Origin of the sequence: Sphaerotilus sp., from assembly GCF_031429695.1 — a bacterium.
Taxonomy (GTDB): Bacteria; Pseudomonadota; Gammaproteobacteria; order Burkholderiales; family Burkholderiaceae_C; genus Sphaerotilus.
Map to the genome: position 1 here is coordinate 1 of NZ_JANPAB010000098.1, position 20,513 is coordinate 20,513.

14 protein-coding genes are annotated in these 20,513 nt (G+C 68.8%); 4 read left to right on the forward strand and 10 right to left on the reverse strand.

What is annotated here, in order from left to right; translation table 11 throughout:
* Positions 1 to 88: 88 nt before the first annotated feature.
* From RMP06_RS18635 to RMP06_RS18645, 3 genes are all read right to left on the reverse strand, one after another.
* A complete protein-coding gene (locus RMP06_RS18635; RefSeq protein ID WP_310463296.1) occupies positions 89 to 361 on the reverse strand; it encodes a hypothetical protein in 273 nt (90 codons plus the stop codon).
* Between the two features lie 181 nt (positions 362 to 542).
* The gene (locus RMP06_RS18640; RefSeq protein WP_310463297.1) at positions 543 to 2,168 is read right to left on the reverse strand and encodes an OmpA family protein; all 1,626 of its coding nucleotides are present in this window, start codon (positions 2,166 to 2,168) and stop codon (positions 543 to 545) included.
* Positions 2,165 to 5,128 carry a tubulin-like doman-containing protein gene (locus tag RMP06_RS18645; protein ID WP_310463298.1) on the reverse strand — a complete coding sequence of 988 codons (2,964 nt, stop codon included), beginning with the start codon at positions 5,126 to 5,128 and terminating at the stop codon, positions 2,165 to 2,167. Before RMP06_RS18645 ends, RMP06_RS18640 begins: the two co-directional genes overlap by 4 nt.
* Positions 5,129 to 5,387: 259 nt before the next feature.
* On the opposite strand from RMP06_RS18645, the gene dnaE reads away from it, so the two are divergent.
* Entirely contained in the window at positions 5,388 to 8,954 is a 3,567-nt protein-coding gene (gene dnaE, locus RMP06_RS18650) for a DNA polymerase III subunit alpha (RefSeq protein WP_310463299.1), read from the forward strand.
* Here the strand turns inward: dnaE and RMP06_RS18655 are convergent.
* Positions 8,933 to 10,243 (reverse strand): TIGR03862 family flavoprotein, encoded by a 1,311-nt coding sequence (locus RMP06_RS18655; protein ID WP_310463300.1) that lies wholly within the window; start codon positions 10,241 to 10,243, stop codon positions 8,933 to 8,935. The two genes, dnaE and RMP06_RS18655, sit on opposite strands and share 22 nt — an antisense overlap.
* A gap of 202 nt (positions 10,244 to 10,445) precedes the next feature.
* Between RMP06_RS18655 and RMP06_RS18660 the strand changes: the two genes are divergently transcribed.
* The gene (locus tag RMP06_RS18660) at positions 10,446 to 12,323 is read left to right on the forward strand and encodes a hypothetical protein (RefSeq protein ID WP_310463301.1); all 1,878 of its coding nucleotides are present in this window, start codon (positions 10,446 to 10,448) and stop codon (positions 12,321 to 12,323) included.
* Between the two features lie 95 nt (positions 12,324 to 12,418).
* Positions 12,419 to 13,567 (forward strand): Fic family protein, encoded by a 1,149-nt coding sequence (locus RMP06_RS18665; protein ID WP_310463302.1) that lies wholly within the window; start codon positions 12,419 to 12,421, stop codon positions 13,565 to 13,567.
* Between the two features lie 31 nt (positions 13,568 to 13,598).
* On the opposite strand, the gene upp is transcribed toward RMP06_RS18665, so the two are convergent.
* Together upp and rpiA are read right to left on the reverse strand one after the other, a co-directional pair.
* Positions 13,599 to 14,231, reverse strand: coding sequence for a uracil phosphoribosyltransferase (upp, locus tag RMP06_RS18670; RefSeq protein ID WP_293995667.1), 633 nt, complete (start codon positions 14,229 to 14,231; stop codon positions 13,599 to 13,601).
* A gap of 17 nt (positions 14,232 to 14,248) precedes the next feature.
* The gene (rpiA, locus tag RMP06_RS18675) at positions 14,249 to 14,911 is read right to left on the reverse strand and encodes a ribose-5-phosphate isomerase RpiA (protein WP_310463303.1); all 663 of its coding nucleotides are present in this window, start codon (positions 14,909 to 14,911) and stop codon (positions 14,249 to 14,251) included.
* 48 nt (positions 14,912 to 14,959) lie between these two features.
* On the opposite strand from rpiA, the gene RMP06_RS18680 reads away from it, so the two are divergent.
* Positions 14,960 to 15,997, forward strand: coding sequence for a quinone-dependent dihydroorotate dehydrogenase (locus RMP06_RS18680; RefSeq protein WP_310463304.1), 1,038 nt, complete (start codon positions 14,960 to 14,962; stop codon positions 15,995 to 15,997).
* Between the two features lie 21 nt (positions 15,998 to 16,018).
* On the opposite strand, the gene RMP06_RS18685 is transcribed toward RMP06_RS18680, so the two are convergent.
* The 4 genes from RMP06_RS18685 to RMP06_RS18700 are packed head-to-tail and all read right to left on the reverse strand — an operon-like array spanning position 16,019 to position 20,494.
* Positions 16,019 to 17,014, reverse strand: coding sequence for an ABC transporter ATP-binding protein (locus RMP06_RS18685; RefSeq protein ID WP_310463305.1), 996 nt, complete (start codon positions 17,012 to 17,014; stop codon positions 16,019 to 16,021).
* Positions 17,011 to 17,994 carry an ABC transporter ATP-binding protein gene (locus RMP06_RS18690; RefSeq protein ID WP_310463306.1) on the reverse strand — a complete coding sequence of 328 codons (984 nt, stop codon included), beginning with the start codon at positions 17,992 to 17,994 and terminating at the stop codon, positions 17,011 to 17,013. Before RMP06_RS18690 ends, RMP06_RS18685 begins: the two co-directional genes overlap by 4 nt.
* A complete protein-coding gene (locus RMP06_RS18695) occupies positions 17,991 to 18,911 on the reverse strand; it encodes an ABC transporter permease (protein ID WP_310463307.1) in 921 nt (306 codons plus the stop codon). Before RMP06_RS18695 ends, RMP06_RS18690 begins: the two co-directional genes overlap by 4 nt.
* Entirely contained in the window at positions 18,908 to 20,494 is a 1,587-nt protein-coding gene (locus RMP06_RS18700; RefSeq protein WP_409050203.1) for an ABC transporter substrate-binding protein, read from the reverse strand. The genes RMP06_RS18695 and RMP06_RS18700 overlap by 4 nt, the downstream gene beginning before the upstream one ends.
* Between the last annotated feature and the right edge of the window lie 19 nt (positions 20,495 to 20,513).

The following is a 20,513-nucleotide window of genomic DNA, read 5'->3' on the forward strand; positions in this document are numbered from 1 at the left end:
GCGACCCCCTGGCTCTCAGCGCCTTCGTGTAGGGCGACCAGTTCTTCGTCGTGTACTTCTTCTTCGCCGGCTTGCTCATCCCGTCAGCCTACCTCACCGCTCGACCACCGGCCGGCTGGGTGGGTTGTGCAACAAAGCCGGGCGCTCCGGCCAGCGTGGCCGCGACCATGCGCCTGGAAATCACATAATCCAGCGAGGTCGTGAACAACAGCGGCAGCAGGAAACGCCAGTCCCAGCAGCTATAAAAAAAACAACTGGCGGCCACCAGAAAAACATTCTGTGCCCGATGCGATAGAAAATAATAGACTGCCAGCACGGCAGGCAAGAACATCAGCAGAAATTCCGCCGAATTGAATAGCATGAAAACCTCCCCCCTTGATCTTGATCCGGTCAAACAGGGAAAACCTGCATCACCCGAATTGGCAAATCATAGGTTGACTGAAGTGGGTTTTCAGCGCGCGATCCCGCGAACGGAGGGGGGCAAGGAACTGGCTTGTGCGCCTAGTGTGACATTTGGTAGCCACACTGGCGCAGGAGGGAGATCAACCGGCGGAAACCACGGCCCCAGGGATGCACTTGAACGCCGCAGGCTGGCGCACCGGCGCGTCGGACACCCAGACCTCGACCCGACGATCCCGCGCCGCATCGTCCGCACCCACCACCGGCGCCGGCGCGAAACGGCCGACACCGCGCACGACACGGACCTGCACGCCCTGCGCCGTCAGCGCCTCGGCCACCGCAGCGGCGCGCTTGTCCGACAGCGAACGGTTGATGCAGAAGCCACCCGGGTCGTTGGCGACGCCCAGCACCATCACCGACACCGGTTTGCTCGACGCCAGTTCCTTGAGCTGGCGCGCCAGGCGGTCGACATCGACATGGGCCACCGCATCGAGTTCTGCCGATTCGACACCAAAGCCAACGCGCCCGGTCATCAGCTGTGCACCGCGGGTCAACGCAACGTAGTCCTTGGGCAGTTTCACGGCCGCGCCCGCCGACAACGGTCCGGTGGCCACCTGGTCGATCAGCACCGGCGATGCGCTGGCCAGCCCGCTGCTGCGCAGCTTCATCTGGGCGCCCGGCCCGGCCAGGAACTGCGCATAGCGCAACGCCACCGGCGACGACGACATGGGCATCTGCACCACCAGCCGGTGGGTCAGCGGATAGCGTTCGGTGGCGACCGCTTCGGGCGTAGGCTTCCAGACCGAGCCGAGCGAGTCGACGACCGCCAGCACCTTCGCATCCCCCACCGCCGACAGCGGGACCACGCCCAGGGCATGCGCGTCGGCGACAACCGCCTGCGAGAGCGCCGCATCGGACTCATGGCGCTGCAGGTCCGCGCCCGCGCTGGCCGAGCCGAGCACCTGGTGCCAGACCAGCGTCCAGCTGTCGGAGGGCTCGTTGCGCACGTTCACCCGGACCGGGCCGGCCGTGCCGCCCAGGCGCGCACCGTCGATCACGCGGCCCGACAGCAGGTCGCGCAGTTGCGCCAGACTGATGCGGTCCATCGGATTGTCCGGATGCACGACCACGGCGAGCGCATCCATGCCGACCAGCACCTGGTTGTCCTTCAGGTCGGCGCCGGACGTGGACGAAACCCGGCGCAGGCTGGCGTCATTCGGGGCGGTTGATCCACCGTCGAAGTCCAGCCGGATGTCCTGGCGCAGGCCACCGGGCCGGCGGGCAGACACCAGCACGGCGCCATGTGGATCGGGCGGACTGCGGTGGACCTCCACATGGCCCTCCTGCGTCAGGAAGGCCTCCACCAGTTCGGCGCCGAGCCGGGGGCCGAGGGCGTCCATGCCGTGCAGGGCAAAGACGTTGGGAGTGCCGACACCGGGTGGCTCGCTTTCGAGTGCCGACGCGGCCTGCGCCACCGCCAGCACGGCGGGGGACACGGGCACCCCCTTCGCGGCCTGTGCGGCGCTGTCCGAAGCGGCCTCGGACGACCACCAGTTCCAGCCGGCACCCAAGACCAGTGCCACGGCCAGCGACGAGGCCGCCCAGCGCACCGCGCCCTCGCCCTTGCCCATCGGGGCCCCATCGCCGACGGGCAGCAGCGCCGCGCCGCAGGTGGGACAGCGGGCGTCCTGGTCGGGACACGGCAGCACGGCCCGGGCAGCCGCCTGGCTGCAGGCAGCGGGAAGATTGGTACAGACGCCTCGACTCATTGCACGGTTTCCTGTCTGGCCAGTTTCATGGCGGCACGGGCCGCGTCGTTCCATTCGCGGCTGATGGTGTCGCGCTGCTCAGGCTGGGCCTGGCTGCGCAGCAGCTCGATGCGCTGGCGCATCGCGTCGCGTAACTCGGTCTGTGCACGGGACTGCTGCATGTCACGCGTCCGCAGGATGGCAGTGACCGCGTCATGGAGGTCGTGCAGCACGCGCTCTCGCGCTTCTTCCACTGCCTCGGCGGGGCCGCGGCCCAGGCAGACCCGGTCCAGCTCGAAACCATCCTCGTCCAGTCGTACGTGCAGCAGCACCGGCTCGTTGCTGACGGGGTCGGTGTCCTCGCGCAGCAGCCCGAAGGCCTCGGCCAGCAGCACCACCGTGCGGGCACGGGCCTTCTGCGCCTGCGCATCGGCGGCCAGCAACTCGGGCAGCGCGGCGTGGTCGTCGAGCTGCAGCCACAGTGCGGCACGCCCAGCCTGCAGGCGGTGGGCCTCGTGGCGCAGGTGCAGCTCCTGGACGCGCGGCAGCGCCTGCAACGGCAGACCACGCACCACACGCAGCAACACCAGCTCGCCCTGCCCCTCCGGCAGCTCCTGCACCTGCATCTGCGTGCGGCTGATGCGGTGGATCAGTTCGGCAACACCCGGCAGCGCCAGCACCACGCGCGGTGCCGGCCGTTCGATCACGATCTGCTCCCCGTCGCCGTCGGCAGCAGCATCCAGGGCAGGGGTGTCAGCCTCTTCCGCCAGGGCTTCCGGTCGCGGCGGTGCTGGCACACGCAACAGGTCACTCTTCGCCACGGTGCCCGCCACTGCCGGCAACCAGGCCAGCCCGGCGCTTGCGCGTGTCAGCAGCGTGGAGAGATCGCGTGCCGCAGCGTCCGATTCGCCGTGCAGGCGCATCACCCAGGCGTCCCAGGCCGCGGACACGACCGGCTGGAGCGCCGAGGGAGGCAACCGCCTGGCACAGGCGCCCAGCAACGCGTCGCAGGTCTCCTGTTCACCGATGCGCTGCGCGAAGACGCGGAAGTTGGCGTGTTCGCCCAGCTGCGTGAACAGGCCGGCGCGCAGCACACGCAGGTGCTCGCGCTGCACGGATTCGCGCGTGACGAGCTGGGTGCGCCAGTGCGCCAGCAGCTCGCGGGTGTCGAGCCGGCCGTCGGCATCGGCAGCGTTGAGCGGCGGCAGCGCTGCAGTGGCGGCAACATCGGTTTCCTCGGCCAGCGTGGCCACGGCCATCTCGCCGGCATCGACCATGCCCTGCAGCGTGGTGAGCTGCGACTGCACTTCGGCCAGCAGCCGCAGGCTCAGCATGATCGCGCTGGAACGGGTGCGGGCCAGCGCGTATTCACGCAGCAGCGCGGTCGCCTCGGACAGATCACGCTCGCGCGCACCGCGCAGCAGGCCCAGCGCCTGCAGCGGCCCGGTCGCAGCCTGCTCCAGCGTGTCGAGCTGGCGGTTCAGCACGGTGGCCTGCGTCTCCAGGCCGCGCTGCTCCTGGCGCAGCGGCTCGATGCGGTCGGCCAGATCGGCCAGCACGGCGGCCAGCAGTTGCCCGCACTCGTGCAACGCCCGCCGGCCCTGGCGCCAGTCGTCCCACAGGCTGTTCTCGACCCGCTGGCGCACCACCACCGCGCGGCGGCGCAGCGTGTGGTCCGGCTGGTCGAACACGGACTCGATGCCTTGGCCGCGGAAGCGCTCGGCCAGACCCTGGTCGAACAAGCGGCGCAGCTCGTTGATGCGGCGCGCAGGCGCCACCAGCGCGATCAGGCTGACGAAGTGGACCTCCAGCATCTTCCATTCCTGCTCGATCGACAGGGTGGGCAGCGTGTCGCCATCGATTTCCGGCAGCGGCACGGCGAGCTGGACATGCGCGTCGCTCAGGCCCCAGGCGTTCAGCAGATCACCCAGCGCCTCCGAACCGGTGGCGCGCGGGTGGGTGACAAAACCGAGGCCGGCACGCCAGTGGTTGTAGCGCAGTTGCGCCAGCAGCCGCAGCATCAGCTCGTGGCTGAGATGGGCACGCACGGCGTGGCGTTCTGCGCTGCGCTCGGCCACTCCGAAAGCGGCGAATTCGCCGACCCGGGCACCCACCACTGCCGCCGGCGTGCGCGCCGGCACCGACAGAAGATCCTTCGCCTCGCCGACTCGGTGAAACAGCCAGTCGGCCAGGCGCTGCTCGCGTCCAGCGGCATCGAAGGGCTGCAGACCCCGCTCGTCGGTCATCGCGCCCAGGAAACACAGCGAGAACCAGCCCGACTGTGCAGCTGCCTGCAGTTCGCGCAGCGCGGCATAGGCCTGGACCTCGGCCAGCGGCACCGGCTGTGCGCCGGCGGTGTCGTGGTCGGGCATTTCGACATGGACCTGCACGACGCAGCGCTGTGCGGGCGGATACCGCTGCAGCAGCGCGAGCACGTCCAGCAGCAGGCCGGCGCCGGTCGTGCCGCCAAGGTGGGCGACGACATGCACGGTGAGCGCCGGGTCGGACGTGCGCGCCTGCAGCGCCTGCACGGCCGCGTCCACCGCGCAGCGCACCCGCGCCTGGTGCAGCGCCAGCAGCAGCCGGCCCAGCCGCCGGGTCGGCCAGCCCGGCAGGCGCTCACCGACCTGCGACAGCGGCGCATCGAACGCGCCCAGCTGCTGCAGGCGAGCCGCCCAGCCCTGGCCGTCCGGCGCCACGGTCGAGCGCAAGTCGGTACGCGCCTGCAGCAGACTGGTCAGTACGTCACTGTCCGCGGTGAGCAGCACCCGCTGCGCAGCGGGTGGCAGCATGCGCACGCCCAGCACGCGCCAGCCGGGTGCGTTGTCGGCCAGCGCGCGTGCGTCGGTGTCCAGCAGGACCGCTTCGACCGCCGGCCGGCGGCTGACCGGCGGACCTTCCGCGCGGGACTGCAGGCGCTGCTGCAACGCTTGCCAGACCCGGACGCCGGCTCCCCCGAGCCCGAGAATCAGATGGTTCATGTAATGGTCGTACCTTGGATTCAAGCAGTCCTGGTCGCCGCGGTTCGAGGTCCGCGACGACAGGCAAATATGGTGTGGGCAAACAGGCCGTCAACTTACCCTGCGCGCGCTGTGAGCGCACCGCAAACAGAGGGCAAACGCGCCGCCATTTTGCGATATTCTCAATTCCAGACAGGTGCCGGAAGTGGCACTTTGCGACACATCCGGCACATCCGATGCGTCTGACCCATGCGGCGGTGCGGCTGCCTACAATTCGCCGATGAACTTTGTCCACCTGCGCACCCATTCCGAGTACTCCGTCGTCGATGGCACCCTGCGGATCGATGACGCGGTCAAGGCCGCAGCCCGGGACGGCCAGGCCGCCATGGCCATCACCGACCTGTCCAACCTGTTCGGGGCCATCAAGTTCTACAACGCCGCCCGCAAGAAGGGCGTGCAGCCGCTGATCGGCGCAGATGTCTGGCTCGAACCCGAAGGCCCGGCCGCTTCCGGCGATGCGCGGCCCCCGTCGCGGCTGCTGCTGCTGGTGCAGAACCGGCAGGGTTACCTGAACCTGTGCGAGCTGCTGTCGCGGGCCTGGATCACCAATGTGCAGCGCAACAACCAAGCCTGGGTGAAGTGGGCGTGGCTGGAGGAACTGGGCGGCGGCCTGATCGTGCTCTCCGGGGGCGTGATGGGCTGCGTCGGGCAGGCACTGGCCGCAGGTGATCAGGCCAAGGCGCGGGATCTGGCGCGGCGCCTGGCGGCGATCTTCCCGACGCGGTTCTACCTGGAGGTGCAGCGGGCGCAGTTGGCCGGCCACGAAGCGAACGTGCGTGCCACCGTGCCGCTGGCCGCGAAGCTCAAGCTGCCGGTGGTCGCCACGCACCCGGTGCAGTTCCTCGAAGCCGACGATTTCGACGCCCATGAGGCACGTGTCTGCGTGGCCGAAGGCGACACGCTCGGCAACCCGAAGCGCGTCAAGCGCTTCAGCCGCGACCAGCATTTCAAGACGCAGGCGGAGATGGCCGCCCTCTTCGCCGATCTGCCCGGCGCGCTGGCCAACTCGGTCGAGATTGCCCGGCGCTGCAGCCTGACCCTGGTGCTCGGCAAGCCGCAGCTGCCCGACTTTCCGACCCCCGAACTCGCCGACGGCAGCCGCATGCCGATGGCCGACTACTTCCGCGCGCTGTCGTTCGAGGGCCTGGAGCAGCGTCTCGCCATGCTCTACCCGAAGGTCGAGCGGCGCGACAAGGAACGCCCGCGCTACGTCGAGCGGCTCGAATTCGAGATCGGCACGATCCTGAAGATGGGCTTCCCCGGCTACTTCCTGATCGTGTCGGACTTCATCCGCTGGGCCAAGGCCAACGGCTGCCCGGTCGGGCCGGGGCGGGGTTCCGGCGCCGGCTCGCTGGTGGCCTACGCGCTGTCGATCACCGACCTCGACCCGCTGCAATACAACCTGCTGTTCGAGCGTTTCCTGAACCCCGAGCGCGTGTCGATGCCCGACTTCGACATCGATTTCTGCCAAGGCAACCGCGACCGCGTCATCGACTACGTCAAGGACCGCTACGGCCGCGCCGCCGTGAGCCAGATCGCCACCTTCGGCACGATGGCCGCCAAGGCCGCGCTGCGCGACATCGGGCGTGTGCTCGGCATGGGCTACGGCCATGTGGACTCGATCGCCAAGCTGATCCCCGCCCCGCCGGGCAAGTCGGTGACGCTGGCCCGCGTGCCGGCCGAACCGGACAGCGGCGTCATCTACGCCCGCAAGGAGGCGCCCGAGCTGGAGGTGCGCGAGCAGAACGAGGAGGAGGTGGCCGAGCTGCTGAGCCTCGCCATGCGCGTCGAGGGCATGGTGCGCAACATCGGCATGCACGCGGGCGGCGTGCTGATCGCGCCCGGCAAGATCACCGACTTCTGTCCGCAGTACCAGCAGCCCGGCAGCGACTCGGCGGTGAGCCAGTACGACAAGGATGACGTGGAGGCGATCGGGCTGGTGAAGTTTGACTTCCTGGGGCTGGCGACGCTGACCATCCTCGAACTCGCCAAGGACTTCATCATTGCGCGCCACGCGCACCGCAAGGACTTCGCGTTCGAGACGATTCCACTCGACGACCCGGCCGTCTACCGGCTGTTCTCGGACGGGCTGACCGAGGCGGTGTTCCAGTTCGAATCGGGCGGGATGCAGCGCATGCTGCGCGACGCCAAGCCGAGCCGGCTCGAAGACCTGATCGCGCTGAACGCCCTGTATCGCCCCGGCCCGATGGACCTGATCCCGAGCTTCGTGGCGCGCAAGCACGGCCGCGAGGTGGTCGAGTACCCGCACCCGCTGGTGGAGCAGGTGCTCGCCGAGACCTACGGGATCATGGTCTACCAGGAACAGGTGATGCAGACCGCGCAGGTGCTCGGCGGCTACAGCCTGGGCGGCGCGGACATGCTGCGCCGCGCGATGGGCAAGAAGAAGGCCGACGAGATGGCCGAGCACCGCGCCATCTTCCGCAAGGGCGCGGCTGCGAAGGACATCAGCGAGGCCAAGGCCGACGAGGTCTTCGACCTGATGGAGAAGTTCGCGGGCTACGGCTTCAACAAGTCGCACGCCGCTGCGTACTCGCTGCTGGCCTACCACACGGCCTGGATCAAGGTCCACCACGGCGCCGAGTTCTTCGCCGCCAACATGACGATCGAGCTGGACGACACCGACAAGCTCAAGGTCTTGCGCGACGATGCGGCCAAGTTCGGCATCACCTTCGACGCGCCGGACGTGAACGTCGGCGTCTACCGCTTCGAACCGGCGCCGGGCAAGGCCGGCGACAAGCGCATCCGCTACGGCCTGGGCGCCATCAAGGGCACCGGCCAGGGCGCCATCGAGGCCATCATCCGGGCGCGCACCGAGGGCGGGCCGTTCCGCTCGCTGTTCGACTTTGCGGCGCGTGTGGACCGCAAGAGCCTCAACAAGCGGGTCGTCGAAGCGCTGATCAAGGCCGGCGGTTTCGACAAGCTGCACCCGCTGGCGCTGGACGGCCGCGCCCAGCTGCTCGCCAGCGTCGGCCTCGCGCTGGAATACGCCGATTCACAGGCCGCACACGCCGACCAGTGCGGCCTGTTCGACTTCGGCGGCGACGACCACGGCAGCTCGACCCGCGAGCCGGATTACCCCGTCGCCGAGACCTGGGACGTGAAGACCCGGCTCACGCACGAGAAGGTGGCGCTGGGTTACTACTTCTCGGGCCACCTGTTCGACCAGGTGGAAGCCGAGGTGCGCCAGTTCGCCCGCCGCTGCATCGGCGACGCGCAGGACAGCCGCGAACCGCAGACGCTGGCCGGCATCGTCGCCGACCTGCGCATCGTCAACGGCCAGCGCGGCAAGGCCGCGATCTTCAAGTTCGACGACAAGACCGGCGCGATCGAATCGGTGGTGGCCGAAGAGCTGCTCAACGCCCATCTGGCGCAGCTCAAGGACGACGAGCTGCTCATCCTCACCGGCAAGGTGCAGAACGACCGTTTCAGCGGCGGCCTGCGCTTCACCGTGCAGCAGATCACCGACCTCGCCACGGCGCGCAGCCAGCGGGCGCGGCACCTGCTGGTGCCCGTGACGGACACGCTGCCGGCGTTCGAGCAGTTACTGGCCGATCACCCCGCCAAGCCCGGCGCGCCGTCCGAATACGGCGAGGAGAGCCGGCCACAAGGGGTGTCGATCCGCCTGCGCGTCCAGCGCGAGACGGCGGTGGGCGATGTGGACCTGGGGCCGGCCGTGCGCTTCTTCCCGAGTGACGCCGCCCTGTTGTGGTGGAAGACGCAGACGGGTGGCGCGGCGCGGATGGTTTACGGCGACGAGACGGCCTGAGCGGCGGCGGGTGCGGCCCACCAGTCCAGCGCGCCCTGCCCCGCCACGCGCCCACTGGCGAAACAGGCGCTCAGCAGGTAACCGCCAGTCGGCGCTTCCCAGTCCATCATCTCGCCCGCGCAGAACACGCCGGGCAGCGCCGACAGCATCAGCCCCGCGTCCATCGCCTCCAGCCGCACGCCGCCCGCGCTGCTGATCGCCTCGTCGATCGGGCGCGGCGCGTTCAGTCGCAGCGGCAGTGCCTTGATGCGCGCGGCGAGCACGGCTGGGTCGGCGCACAGCGCGGTCCACTGCGCCGCGTCCAGCCCTTCCCGCAACAGCGCAGCCTTCACGCCGGTGAGCCCCGCTTGTTCTTTCAGGTGGTTCGGCATCGAGCGGGCACCGCGGCCCTTCGCCAGCGCGGTCGTCAGCGTCGGCAAATCCTTGGCGGGCAACAGGTCGAGGTGCAGGTCGGCGTGGCCGCTCGCCGCGATCTCGTCGCGCAGCAGCGCCGAGGCCGCGTAGACGAGGTTGCCCTCGATGCCGTTGGCGCTGACGACCGCCTCACCGAGCCGGCTGAAGTGGTGGCCCAGCCGGTTGGTGAACGTCAGCCGCACGCCCTTGAGCGGCGCGCCGGCCTGCTTGTCGCGCAGGTGCTGGCTCCAGGCGATGTCGAAGCCGCAGTTGGACGGCACCAGCGGGCGCACGTCCACGCCCTGCCCCGCCAGCCACGGCTGCCACGCGCCGTCCGAGCCAAGCCGCGCCCAGCTCGCACCACCGAGAGCGAGCACCACGGCATCGGCGTGGACCGTCTTCACCCCGGTGGGCGCGTCGAACTGCAAGGCCCAGCGGCCTGCATCAACCGCATCGGCGGGCGCAGCAGTCAGCGCGCCGTTCCAGCGGTGGCGCATGTGCAGCGTCAGACCCGCGGCGCGCAGCCGATGCAGCCACGCGCGCAGCAGCGGCGCGGCCTTCATCTCGGCGGGGAAGACCTTGCCGGAGCTGCCGACGAAAGTGCTGATGCCCAGCTCGCCCGCCCAGCGGCGCAGGCCGTCGGCGTCGAGCTGGTCAAGCCAGGCGGAGACCTCCGGCTGGCGCTCGGCGTAGCGGGCGCGGAAGGTGACGGTCGGCTCGGCGTGGGTGAGGTTCAGGCCGCCCTTGCCGGCGAGCAGGAACTTGCGGCCGACCGAAGGCATCGCGTCGAACAGTGTGACGCGGGCGCCTCCAGCGAGGAGGATTTCGGCGGCCATGAGGCCGGCGGGGCCGCCGCCGATGACGGCGACGTGGAGGGAGACGGAGGGGGCAGACATCCGGAGGAGTCTAGCCGGGCCTCCGCCCGCCAGACCACCCAGCTGCGGACAAGGATCAGTTCGCCAGTTCGTGACAAATGACCGCCACACCGGCGCTGCACGCCGCCTGAACGCCCGACATCCACTGCCTTGAGGATGCCGCCACCCACCTCGGGGGCTACAAGCAGTCTCGATCCACCGATCAAACTCTCAGGAGCAGACCATGGCTTACCTCTTCCGCGGTCGCCTGTGTGGCGCCCTTTGCGACGACTGTTTCGAGCCGCTGGCGAATGTCCAGATCCGGCTCTACCGCCTGCGCAGCGACCAGGACGCTACCCGGCTGGCCGTCGCCGAGACCAAGGACACCTTCGCCGTGCTCACCGACGAGCAGATCCGGGCCAAGGCCGGCGCCCTCCTCGCCGAGTGCATGACCGACGAGGCCGGCAACTTCACGGCCAGGCTGGGCGAGGACCAGAAGTACGCGGGCGAAGCGTTCGAGATCGACGTGTACTGCGGCACCGTGCCGCACCGCCGCCCCGAACCCCCGCCCAAAGGCCCCGTGCAGTTCAGCATCACCACGGTGCAACCCCAGTGGCGCCAGCGCGAGAACGACCAGATCGCCGCCTGGGACCACTGCCTGGCCCGGCGCTTCTGGTGCTTCATCCGCGCCCTGTTCGACGCCTGGGTACTCTGCGGCCGGGTCACCGTCTGCAGCACCGGTCTGGCCGCCGAAGGGCTGACCGTGTACGCCTTCGACCGCGACTGGCTCGCCGACGACCCGATCGGCTCGGGCGTGACCGACGCCGCCGGCAAGTTCCGCATCGACTATGTCGGCGCCGATTTCCGCCGCGGCACCTGGCTCAACATCGAGCTGGTCGGCGGCCCCGATGTCTACTTCCGCATCGACGGCCCGTCCGGCACGCCGCTGCTGACCGAAGCCCCCAGCCAGGGCCGCGCACCCGGGCGCGAGAATGTCGGCCCGTGCTGCTGCGTCGCGCTGTGCGTGAAGGAGGCGCCGCCCGTCGAATACGCCTGGTTCACCCGCGTCGGCGACTTCAACCTCTACAGCGACATCGACAGCACCACCGGCCTGACCACCACCGCCCAGCCCGCCGGCTTCCCCAACCAGCACGGCGGCCCCGGCTTCGGCTTCTGGCAGAGCCCCCGCCTCGTCGGCGACTGCCCGACCCGCCACCCCGCCACCAGCCAGCCGCTGCGCTACCGCTTCCTGTGGCGCCCGAGCAGCAGCCTCGCCACGCCGTCGCCGATCACCGGGCCGGCGATGGTCGTCGCGCAGAAGGTCGGCACGCGGCCGGTGACGTGGAACTACGGCCTGCCTGGTGATCCGGGCACGCACCCGCAGGATGTCTGGATCACGCCCACCGGCGGCTACACCGGCCCGATGCCGGCGCCCTTCCCCGCCGCGCCCCCCGGATCGCCGCCCGGATCGTGGGGCGCGATGCCGCCGCTGATGCTGCAGCCGGACGCCGATGGCTGGGTCACGATGCCGCCGGACGCCACCAACCAGGGCTTCTCCGGGCCGCTGATGCGCGTGGACACCAACGCGCTGGTGCCGGGCGGGGTGGCACCGGGCACCGGAGCCGGCAACCCGATCCCGGTCGCCGGCCAGCGCAACGGTGTGGACATCTCGATCCTGTTCGAGGCTGCGCCTGTCTCCGGACCGGGCGCAACGCTCGGCAACCAGATCGACCGGCTGCACGTCAACAACTGGATCGAGGTCGCCGAGTTCAACCTCGACCAGTTCACCGCGCCGGGCGCGACACCTTGTGAGGGCATCACCAACATGGTCGACCTGCGCTACACGGTGGACCACGAGCTGGTGAGTTCGTGGGCGCTGGGCATCTCGACTTCCGCCGCGATCCCTGGCGGGACACCGACGCTGCCGGGTCTGGGGATACCGCCCGTGCCACCGGACCAGTTCAGCTCGGTGCGTGGCGGCAACGGCCAAGTGCATCTGAACACCAGCGGCTGGCCGCAGTGCGCCTACATGGTGACGTTCACGCGGAGCCTGAAACTCACCGATGGCGAGAATGACGACTCGGGGCGCGGCGGCGTGGTGGCCGTGTTCTGCAAGCGTTGACGGTCAGGTTGGGGCATATCAAAGCCACCTTGAATTGCGTCGAATCAAATTAAAGAATGGTTTAATTTGGTTTCCACAATCCAGGTGTGCTTTCAATGCCCCACCCCACTGGTACCTACGCGATTTCGACGACTCTCGGGGAGTCCGTGCGGGCGTTCGTGCCCCACCCCTTGCCGCCGAGGGCTCCAGCCCTGGAGCCTGCGGTCTTCGCCGCCCTCCATCGCCAGGCAGAGCTTGCACTTGCGCGCCTGGCGGGCGTGTCGGGACTGGTTCCGTCGGTGGACTGGCTGCTGTACAGCGCCATCCGCAAGGAAGCCCTGCTCACCTCGCAGATCGAGGGCACGCAGGCCACGCTGACCGACCTGTTCGACGAAGAAGCCGGCTTCAAGGTCAGCAACACCGACGATGTGGAGGAGGTCACCAACTACCTCCGCGCATTCCGCTGGGTTCAAGCGCAATTGCGTGATCCCAAAGGACTGCCCATCAGCGTGCGGCTGCTGTGCGATGCCCACCGCTTGCTGCTGGACGGTGCGCGCGGCGCGGGCAAGCAGCCCGGAGAGCTGCGCCGATCGCAGAACTGGATCGGCGGCACGCGGCCAGGCAATGCAGTCTTCGTGCCACCACCGCCAGAGCGGGTGCCGGAGCTGCTGGCCGACATGGAGCGGTTCATCCACACACCCGCGACGGATTTGCCGCCCATGGTCAAGGTGGCACTCCTCCACGCGCAGTTCGAAACCATCCACCCCTTCCTGGACGGCAACGGGCGCATCGGCCGCCTGCTGATCGCGGCACTGTTCGAGCACTGGGGATTGCTGTCGGAACCCTTGATGTACCTGAGCGGCTACCTGAAGCAACACCAGGCCGAGTACTACCGCCGCCTGTCCGCCATCCGCACCGACGGCGACTGGGTGTCCTGGGTGGCGTTCTTTCTGGAGGGGGTGGCGACCGCTGCGGGCGATGCGGAACAGAACATCATCGCTGTCGCCAGTCTGGTGGCCACTGACCGCAGATCCCTGTTGCAATCACCCAAGGCCGGCCCGGCGAGCTATCGGCTGTTCGAGCGGCTGCCGATGATGCCGCGCTTCACCATCGAGCACGTTCGTCAGCAACTCGACACCAGCTTCCCCACGGCCACGGCGGCTGTGCAGGTGCTGGAGAACCTCGGCATCGTGACGGAGATGACGGGGCAGAAAAAGAACCGCAGCTACAGCTACCAGGCCTACGTGGAGCTGCTCTCGCGTTGACAAAGATGCTGACCGAACGAAGCGCCGCGCCTCACTTCGTCCCGAAGATCCGATCCCCCGCATCCCCCAGCCCCGGCACGATGTAGCCGTGGTCGTTGAGGTGGCTGTCGAGCGCCGCCAGCGTCAGCGGCACGTCCGGGTGGGCTTCGGTGAGCGTCTTCACCCCCTCGGGCGCGCCGATCATGCAGACCATCTTCAGGCTGGTCGCGCCCGCCTCCTTCAGCCGGTGCAGCGCCGCCACCGCCGAGTGGCCGGTGGCGAGCATCGGGTCCACGACGATCACGGTGCGCTCCTGGATGTCCTCGGGCAGCTTCAGGTAGTACTCGACCGGCTGCAGCGTCGCCGGGTCGCGGTACAGCCCGATATGACCGACGCGGGCGCCGGGCAGCAGGTCGATCATGCCGTCCAGCATCCCGTTGCCCGCCCGCAGGATCGACACCAGGCACAGCTTCTTGCCGCTGATGACCGGCGAGCGCGTGGCCGCCACGGGGGTCTGGATGTCGATCAGTTCGGTCGGCAGATCCCGCGTGACCTCGTAGGCCAGCATCGCGGCGATCTCGCGCACCAGCCGGCGGAAGTTGTCGGTGGTGGTGTCCTGGCTGCGCACGTAGGTGAGCTTGTGCTGCAGCAGGGGGTGGTTCACGACGTGGACAGCGGCGGACATCGGCGGACTCCTGAGTTTCAGTACGTGATCGTGCGGACACCCGACGCCGTGCCCAGCAGGCAGACCCGCGCCTTGTGCTTCGCGAAAATGCCGACCGTGACGACGCCGGGCCACTGATTGACCTCGGTCTCCATCGCCAGCGGGTCGGTGATCTGCAGGCCGCGCACGTCGAGGATGTGGTTGCCGTTGTCGGTGACGACGCCAGCGCGCAGCGTGGCGTCACCGCCGTAGGCTGCCTGGAATCGCCGCGCCACCTGTGCCGCCGCCATCGGGATCACCTCGACCGGCAGCGGGAAGCGGCCCATCACGTCCACCAGCTTGCTCTCGTCAGCGATGCAGATGAAGCGTTCGGCGAGGTCGGCAACGATCTTTTCGCGGGTCAGCGCGGCGCCGCCGCCCTTGACCATGTTCCCGGCCGCGTCGATCTCGTCGGCGCCATCGATGTAGACGGGGATCGAAGCCACGTCGGCGGCGTCGAACACGGGGATGCCGTGCGCCTGCAAGCGCGCCGTGCTGGCCAGCGAGCTGGAGACGGCGCCGCGGATCGTGTCCTTGACCGTGGCGAGGGCGTCGATGAACTTGTTCACCGTGGAGCCGGTGCCGACGCCGACGACGGAGCCGGGTTGCACGTACTGGAGAGCGGCCTGGCCGACGAGGGCCTTGAGTTCGTCTTGAGTCATGGTGGGGCGTGAAGTGCAATGCATTGAATCAGGGACAATCGCACGATTATGGCCCTCGTTCCCTACGCCCTCACCCGCCCTTTCCTGTTCGGACTCGACCCGGAAGCCGCCCACGAACTCACGCTCGACTCGATCGCGCGCCTGCAGAACACGCCGCTGCAATGCCTCTGGGCACACCGCCGCGTGAGCGATCCAGTGACGGTGGCCGGGCTGAAGTTCCCGAACCGCATCGGGCTGGCGGCGGGGCTGGACAAGAACGGCCGCTGCATCGACGGCCTGGGCGCGATGGGCTTCGGCTTCATCGAGGTCGGCACCGTGACGCCGAAGGGCCAGCCCGGCAACCCGAAGCCGCGCATGTTCCGCCTGCCCGAAGCCAACGCGCTGATCAACCGGCTGGGCTTCAACAACGAGGGGCTGGACAGCTTCCTCGCCAACGTGAAGCGGGCGACGAGCTTCCGGCGTGCCGGCGGCATCCTCGGGCTGAACATCGGCAAGAACGCCGTGACGCCGATCGAGCACGCGGTCGATGACTACCTGATCGGGCTGGCGGGCGTCTATCCGCACGCCGACTACGTGACCGTCAACATCTCCAGCCCGAACACCAAGAACCTGCGGGCGCTGCAGAGCGACGAGGCGCTGGACGCGCTGCTGTCGGCCTTGCAGGCGCGCAAGCTGCAGCTCGCCAAGGAACACGGCCGCACGGTGCCGATGTTCGTGAAGATCGCGCCCGACCTCGACGAAGCGCAGATCAAGGTGATCGCCGCGACGCTGAAGAACAACGGCATCGACGGCGTGGTCGCCACCAACACCACCATCGGCCGCGACGCCGTGAAGGGCATGAAGCACGCGGAGGAAGCGGGTGGCTTGTCCGGCGCGCCCGTGTTCGAGGCGAGCAACGCGGTGATCCGGCAGTTGCGGGCCGAGCTGGGTGGCGCGTATCCGATCATCGGCGTGGGTGGCGTGCTCAGCGGCGCAGATGCCAAGGCCAAGCGGGCAGCGGGCGCGGATCTGGTGCAGGTCTACACCGGGCTGATCTACCGCGGTCCGGCGCTGGCCGGCGAGTGCGCCCGCGCCCTGCGCCGCTGAAACGGCCGCTGGCTCGCCGGCTCAGATCCGGCGCTCTTCCACCGCGTGACACGCCACGCGCACGCCATCCACCTCGACCAGTGCCGGCCGCTCTGCCCGACAGCGCGCATTGGCGTGCGGACAGCGCGGGTTGAACGCACAGCCGGCCGGCGGGTTCAGCGCGTCCGGCACCTCGCCCTGCACTGGCGTTCGGGCGCGGCCGGTCATGTGGATGTCCGGGATCGCGTCCAGCAGCATCCGCGTGTACGGATGGCGTGGCCGTGCAAACAGCGTCCGCTTGTCCGCCACCTCGACCAACCGCCCGAGGTACATCACGCCCACCCGGTCACTGACGTGCCGCACCACCGCGAGGTTGTGCGAGATGAAGAGGTAGGTCAGCCCGCGCTCGCGCTGCAGATCCTTCATCAGGTTGAGCACCTGCGCCTGCACCGACACGTCGAGCGCCGAGGTCGGTTCATCGCACACCAGGAACTCGGGACTCGTCGCCAGCGCACGGGCGATCGAGACCCGCTGGCGCTGACCACCGGAGAACTGGTGCGGGAAGCGGTCGAGGTCGGCGCCGGCCAATCCCACCTGCGTCAGCAACTCGGCGGCCCGCTCACGCAGCGCGGCGCGGTCGGTCAGCAAACCATGCTCCAGCAGCGGCTCGCCCACGATGTCCGCCACGGTCCAGCGCGGGTTCAGGCTGGCATACGGATCCTGAAAAATCATCTGCAGCCGCCGCCGCAGCGCCTGTCCCTGCGGCGTGGCGAGCGTGGCGTGCAGCGGCTGGCCGTCGAGCCGCACTTCGCCGCGTGTCGGCGCGTGCAGGCCGACCAGCAGCCGCGCCACCGTGCTCTTGCCGCAACCGGATTCGCCCACCAGCGCCAGCGTCTGCCCCTTCGGAATCTCGAAACTCACGCCATCGACTGCGTGGACCCACTGCTTCGGCCGGCGCTCGATCACCCGGTTCAGCCACGGCGCCGAGACATCGAAGGTCTTCGCCAGATCGCGAACTTCCACGAGCGGCGCCGTCATGCCACCTCCTGCGCAGGGGACACCCGCCAGCAGGCGGCGCGGGTCTCGCCCGTCGTCGCCATCAGCTCGGGCCGTTCGCTGCGGCAGCGGTCGATCACGCGCTCGCAGCGGGGATGGAACGCGCAGCCGCTCGGCATCGCGTTCAGCCGCGGCATCGCGCCGTCGATCTGCAGCAGCCGCTCGCGGTCCTCGTCCATCGACGGAATCGCGCCCATCAGGCCGACGCTGTACGGGTGCGCCGGCCGGTGGATCAGCGCGCCGACCGGCCCGATCTCGGCGATGCGCCCGGCGTACATCACCGCCACGCGGTCACAGGTCTCGGCGATCACGCCCATGTCATGCGTGATCAGCACCACCGCCGCGCCACGCTCCCGGCAGACGCGCTTCAGCAACGCGATGATCTGCGCCTGGATCGACACGTCGAGCGCCGTCGTCGGCTCGTCCGCGATGACCAGCCGCGGCTCGGCGGCCAGCGCCAGCGCGATCACCACCCGCTGGCGCATCCCGCCGGAGAACTGGTGCGGGTAGTGCTCCAGCCGCAGCTCGGGGGCGGGAATGCCTGTGTCGGCCAGCAGTTGCACGGCACGCGCCCGCGCCGCCTGGCGGTCGAAACCGAGGTGCGCCTGGATGGTTTCGACGAGTTGCTGCCCGACCGTGAACAGCGGGTTCAGCGAGGTCAGCGGATCCTGGAACACCATGCCGATCTGCCGGCCACGAATCTTGCGCATCTCGTCGGGCGGCAGGTGGTCGATGCGGCGGCCATCGAGGCGGATTTCTCCTGCGGCGATGCGGCCGGGCGGATCGAGCAGGCCGATGATGGCCGCGCCGGTCAGTGACTTGCCCGCGCCGGACTCGCCGACCACCCCCAGGATCTCGCCCGCCGCGAGGCTGAACGACACGTCATCCAGGGCACGCAGCGCGCCGTGGCGGTGGGCAAACTCCACCCGCAGGTGGTCCACTTCAAGCAAAGGAGCAGTCATCGCAAGCGGGGGTTGAGGACATCGCGCAGCCAGTCGCCCAGCAGGTTCACGCTCAGCGCGATCAGCACCAGCATCGCGCCCGGAAACACCGTGATCCACCACTCGCCGGAGAAGAGGAAGTCGTTGCCCGTGCGGATCAGCGTGCCCAGGCTCGGCGAGGTCGGCGGCACGCCCACGCCAAGGAAGGACAGCGTCGCCTCGGTGATGATGGCGGTAGCCACCTGCACGGTGGCCAGCACCAGCACCGGTCCGAGCACGTTCGGCAGCACATGCCGGCGCATGATCCGCAGCGGCGTGACGCCGATCACCCGCGCCGCCTGCACGTAGTCCTTCTGCCGCTCCACCAGCGTCGAGCCGCGCACCGTGCGGGCGTACTGCACCCAGCCGGTCAGCGAGATCGCCAGCACCAGCACCGAAAACGCCAGCAGGTCGTGCGCGTTCGGCCACAGCGCCTTGCCCACGCCGTCGATCAGCAGCGCCACCAGGATCGACGGGAACGACAGCATCACGTCGCAGACGCGCATGATCAGCGCATCCGTGCGCCCGCCGACAAAGCCCGCCAGCAGCCCCAGCCCGACCCCGACCACCATCGACAGCAGCACCGACGCCATCCCGACCAGCAGCGAGATGCGGGCGCCATACATCACCGCGGAGAGGATGTCGCGGCCCTGGTCGTCCGTGCCGAGCGGGTACAGCGGCTGCCCTTCGGCCGACCATGCGGGTGGCAGGCGGGAGGACATCAGGTCCAGACTGGCGAGGTCGAAGGGGTTGTGCGGCGCAATCCAGGGCGCCCCGAACGCCGCGATCAAGCAGCCCGCGAACACGACCGCCGCCCCCATCGCTGCAGGAGAACCCGTGAAGCTGTGCCAGACCTCGCTGTCGCGCCAGCCGTCGCGGCGTGCCGTCGCCACCGTCATGGTTTCACGGTCACCCACTTGAAGAACATCATGTTGTCGGCGAGCTGCGTCAGTGCCACCGACTTCTTCATGCCCCAAGCGAGGGCCTGCTGGTGCAGCGGCAGGTGACCGACATCATCGGTGTGCAACTTGAAGGCTTCAGCGATCATTGCGTCGCGTTTGACCTGATCGGTCTCGCTCTGGATCTTGAGCGTCAGCTCGTCCACCTTCGGGTTGCTGTAGCTGCCAAGGTTGAACTGGCCTTGGCCCTTGTCGTTGGGCGTTGCCATCAGCGAGGTCAGCGGGTTGTGGGCATCGTAGGTGCCCGGCGTCCAGCCCAGCAGGTAGAAGCTGGTGTTGCGGCTGAGGATCTTCTGGAAGTAGGTGGCCTTGCTCTCGGCCTGCAGGTTGATCTTCACCCCCACCTTGGCGAGGCTCGACGCCACCGCCTGGCAGATCTCGCCGTCGTTCACGTAGCGGTCGTTGGGGCAGTTCATCGTCAGTTCGAAACCCGATGGATAACCCGCCTCGGCCAGCAGCTTCTTGGACGCCTCGGGATCGAAGGGCAGGCGCTTGTTCATCTCCGGCATGAAACCCTTGATGCCCGGTCCGACCATCAGCGCCGTCGGCGTGGCCGCCCCGCGCATCACGCGGCTGCGGATCGCCTCGATGTCGATCGCCTGGTAGAAGGCCCGGCGCACGCGCACGTCCTTGAACGGGTTCTTGCCCTTCACGCTGGAGAAGAGCAGCTCGTCGCGCTTCTGGTCCATGCCGAGGAAGATCGTGCGCAACTCGGGGCCTTGCAGCACGGTGAGCGCCGGATTGCCGTTCAGCCGCGCCACGTCCTGCAGCGGAACGGGCTCCATCACGTCGATCTCACCCGACATCAGTGCCGCGACACGGGTGGCGTCGTTGCCGATCGGGGTGAAAACGACCTCCTCGACATTGCCCTCGACCCGGTCCCAATACTGGAAGTTGCGCGCCAGCACCGTGCGCGCGCCGGGCTGGCGTTCCTTGACACGGAACGGGCCGGTGCCATTGGCCTTGAACGACGCCAGATTCTCGATCCCCTTGCGGCGATCGACCGGGAGCGTGGCCTTGTTCGTCTCGCACCAGGCGCGGTTCATCATGTAGACCAGCGTCAGCACGTCCGGCAGGATCGGGAACGGTGTCACCGTTTCGATCTCCACCACCAGGTCGCTGACCTTGCGCACCTCCTTGATGCTGGAGGTGTAGCTCTTCATGTCCGAGCCTTCGCCCGCCACGCGCTTGAAGCTGAACACCACGTCATCGGCCGTGAACGGCGCGCCGTCGTGGAATTTCACGCCCGGCCGCAGTTCGAAGCGCCACACCGTCGGCGCCGTCTGTTTCCACGATTTGGCCAGCCCCGGAACAAGGCCAAGCGACTTGTCGCGGGCGATCAGCGGCTCGTAGACATTGCCGGTGAAGCTGAGTTGCAGCGATTCGTTGAGGGAGTGCGGGTCCATCGACACGGCGTCGCCCTGGTTGGCGACCTTGAGCGTCACGGCCTGGGCCGGCGATGCTCCGGCCAGCAGCAGGCTGGCCAGCAAGACCGAGGAGAAAGAAAACGCAGGAAACCCCATCGAAGCAGCCATGCAGAAA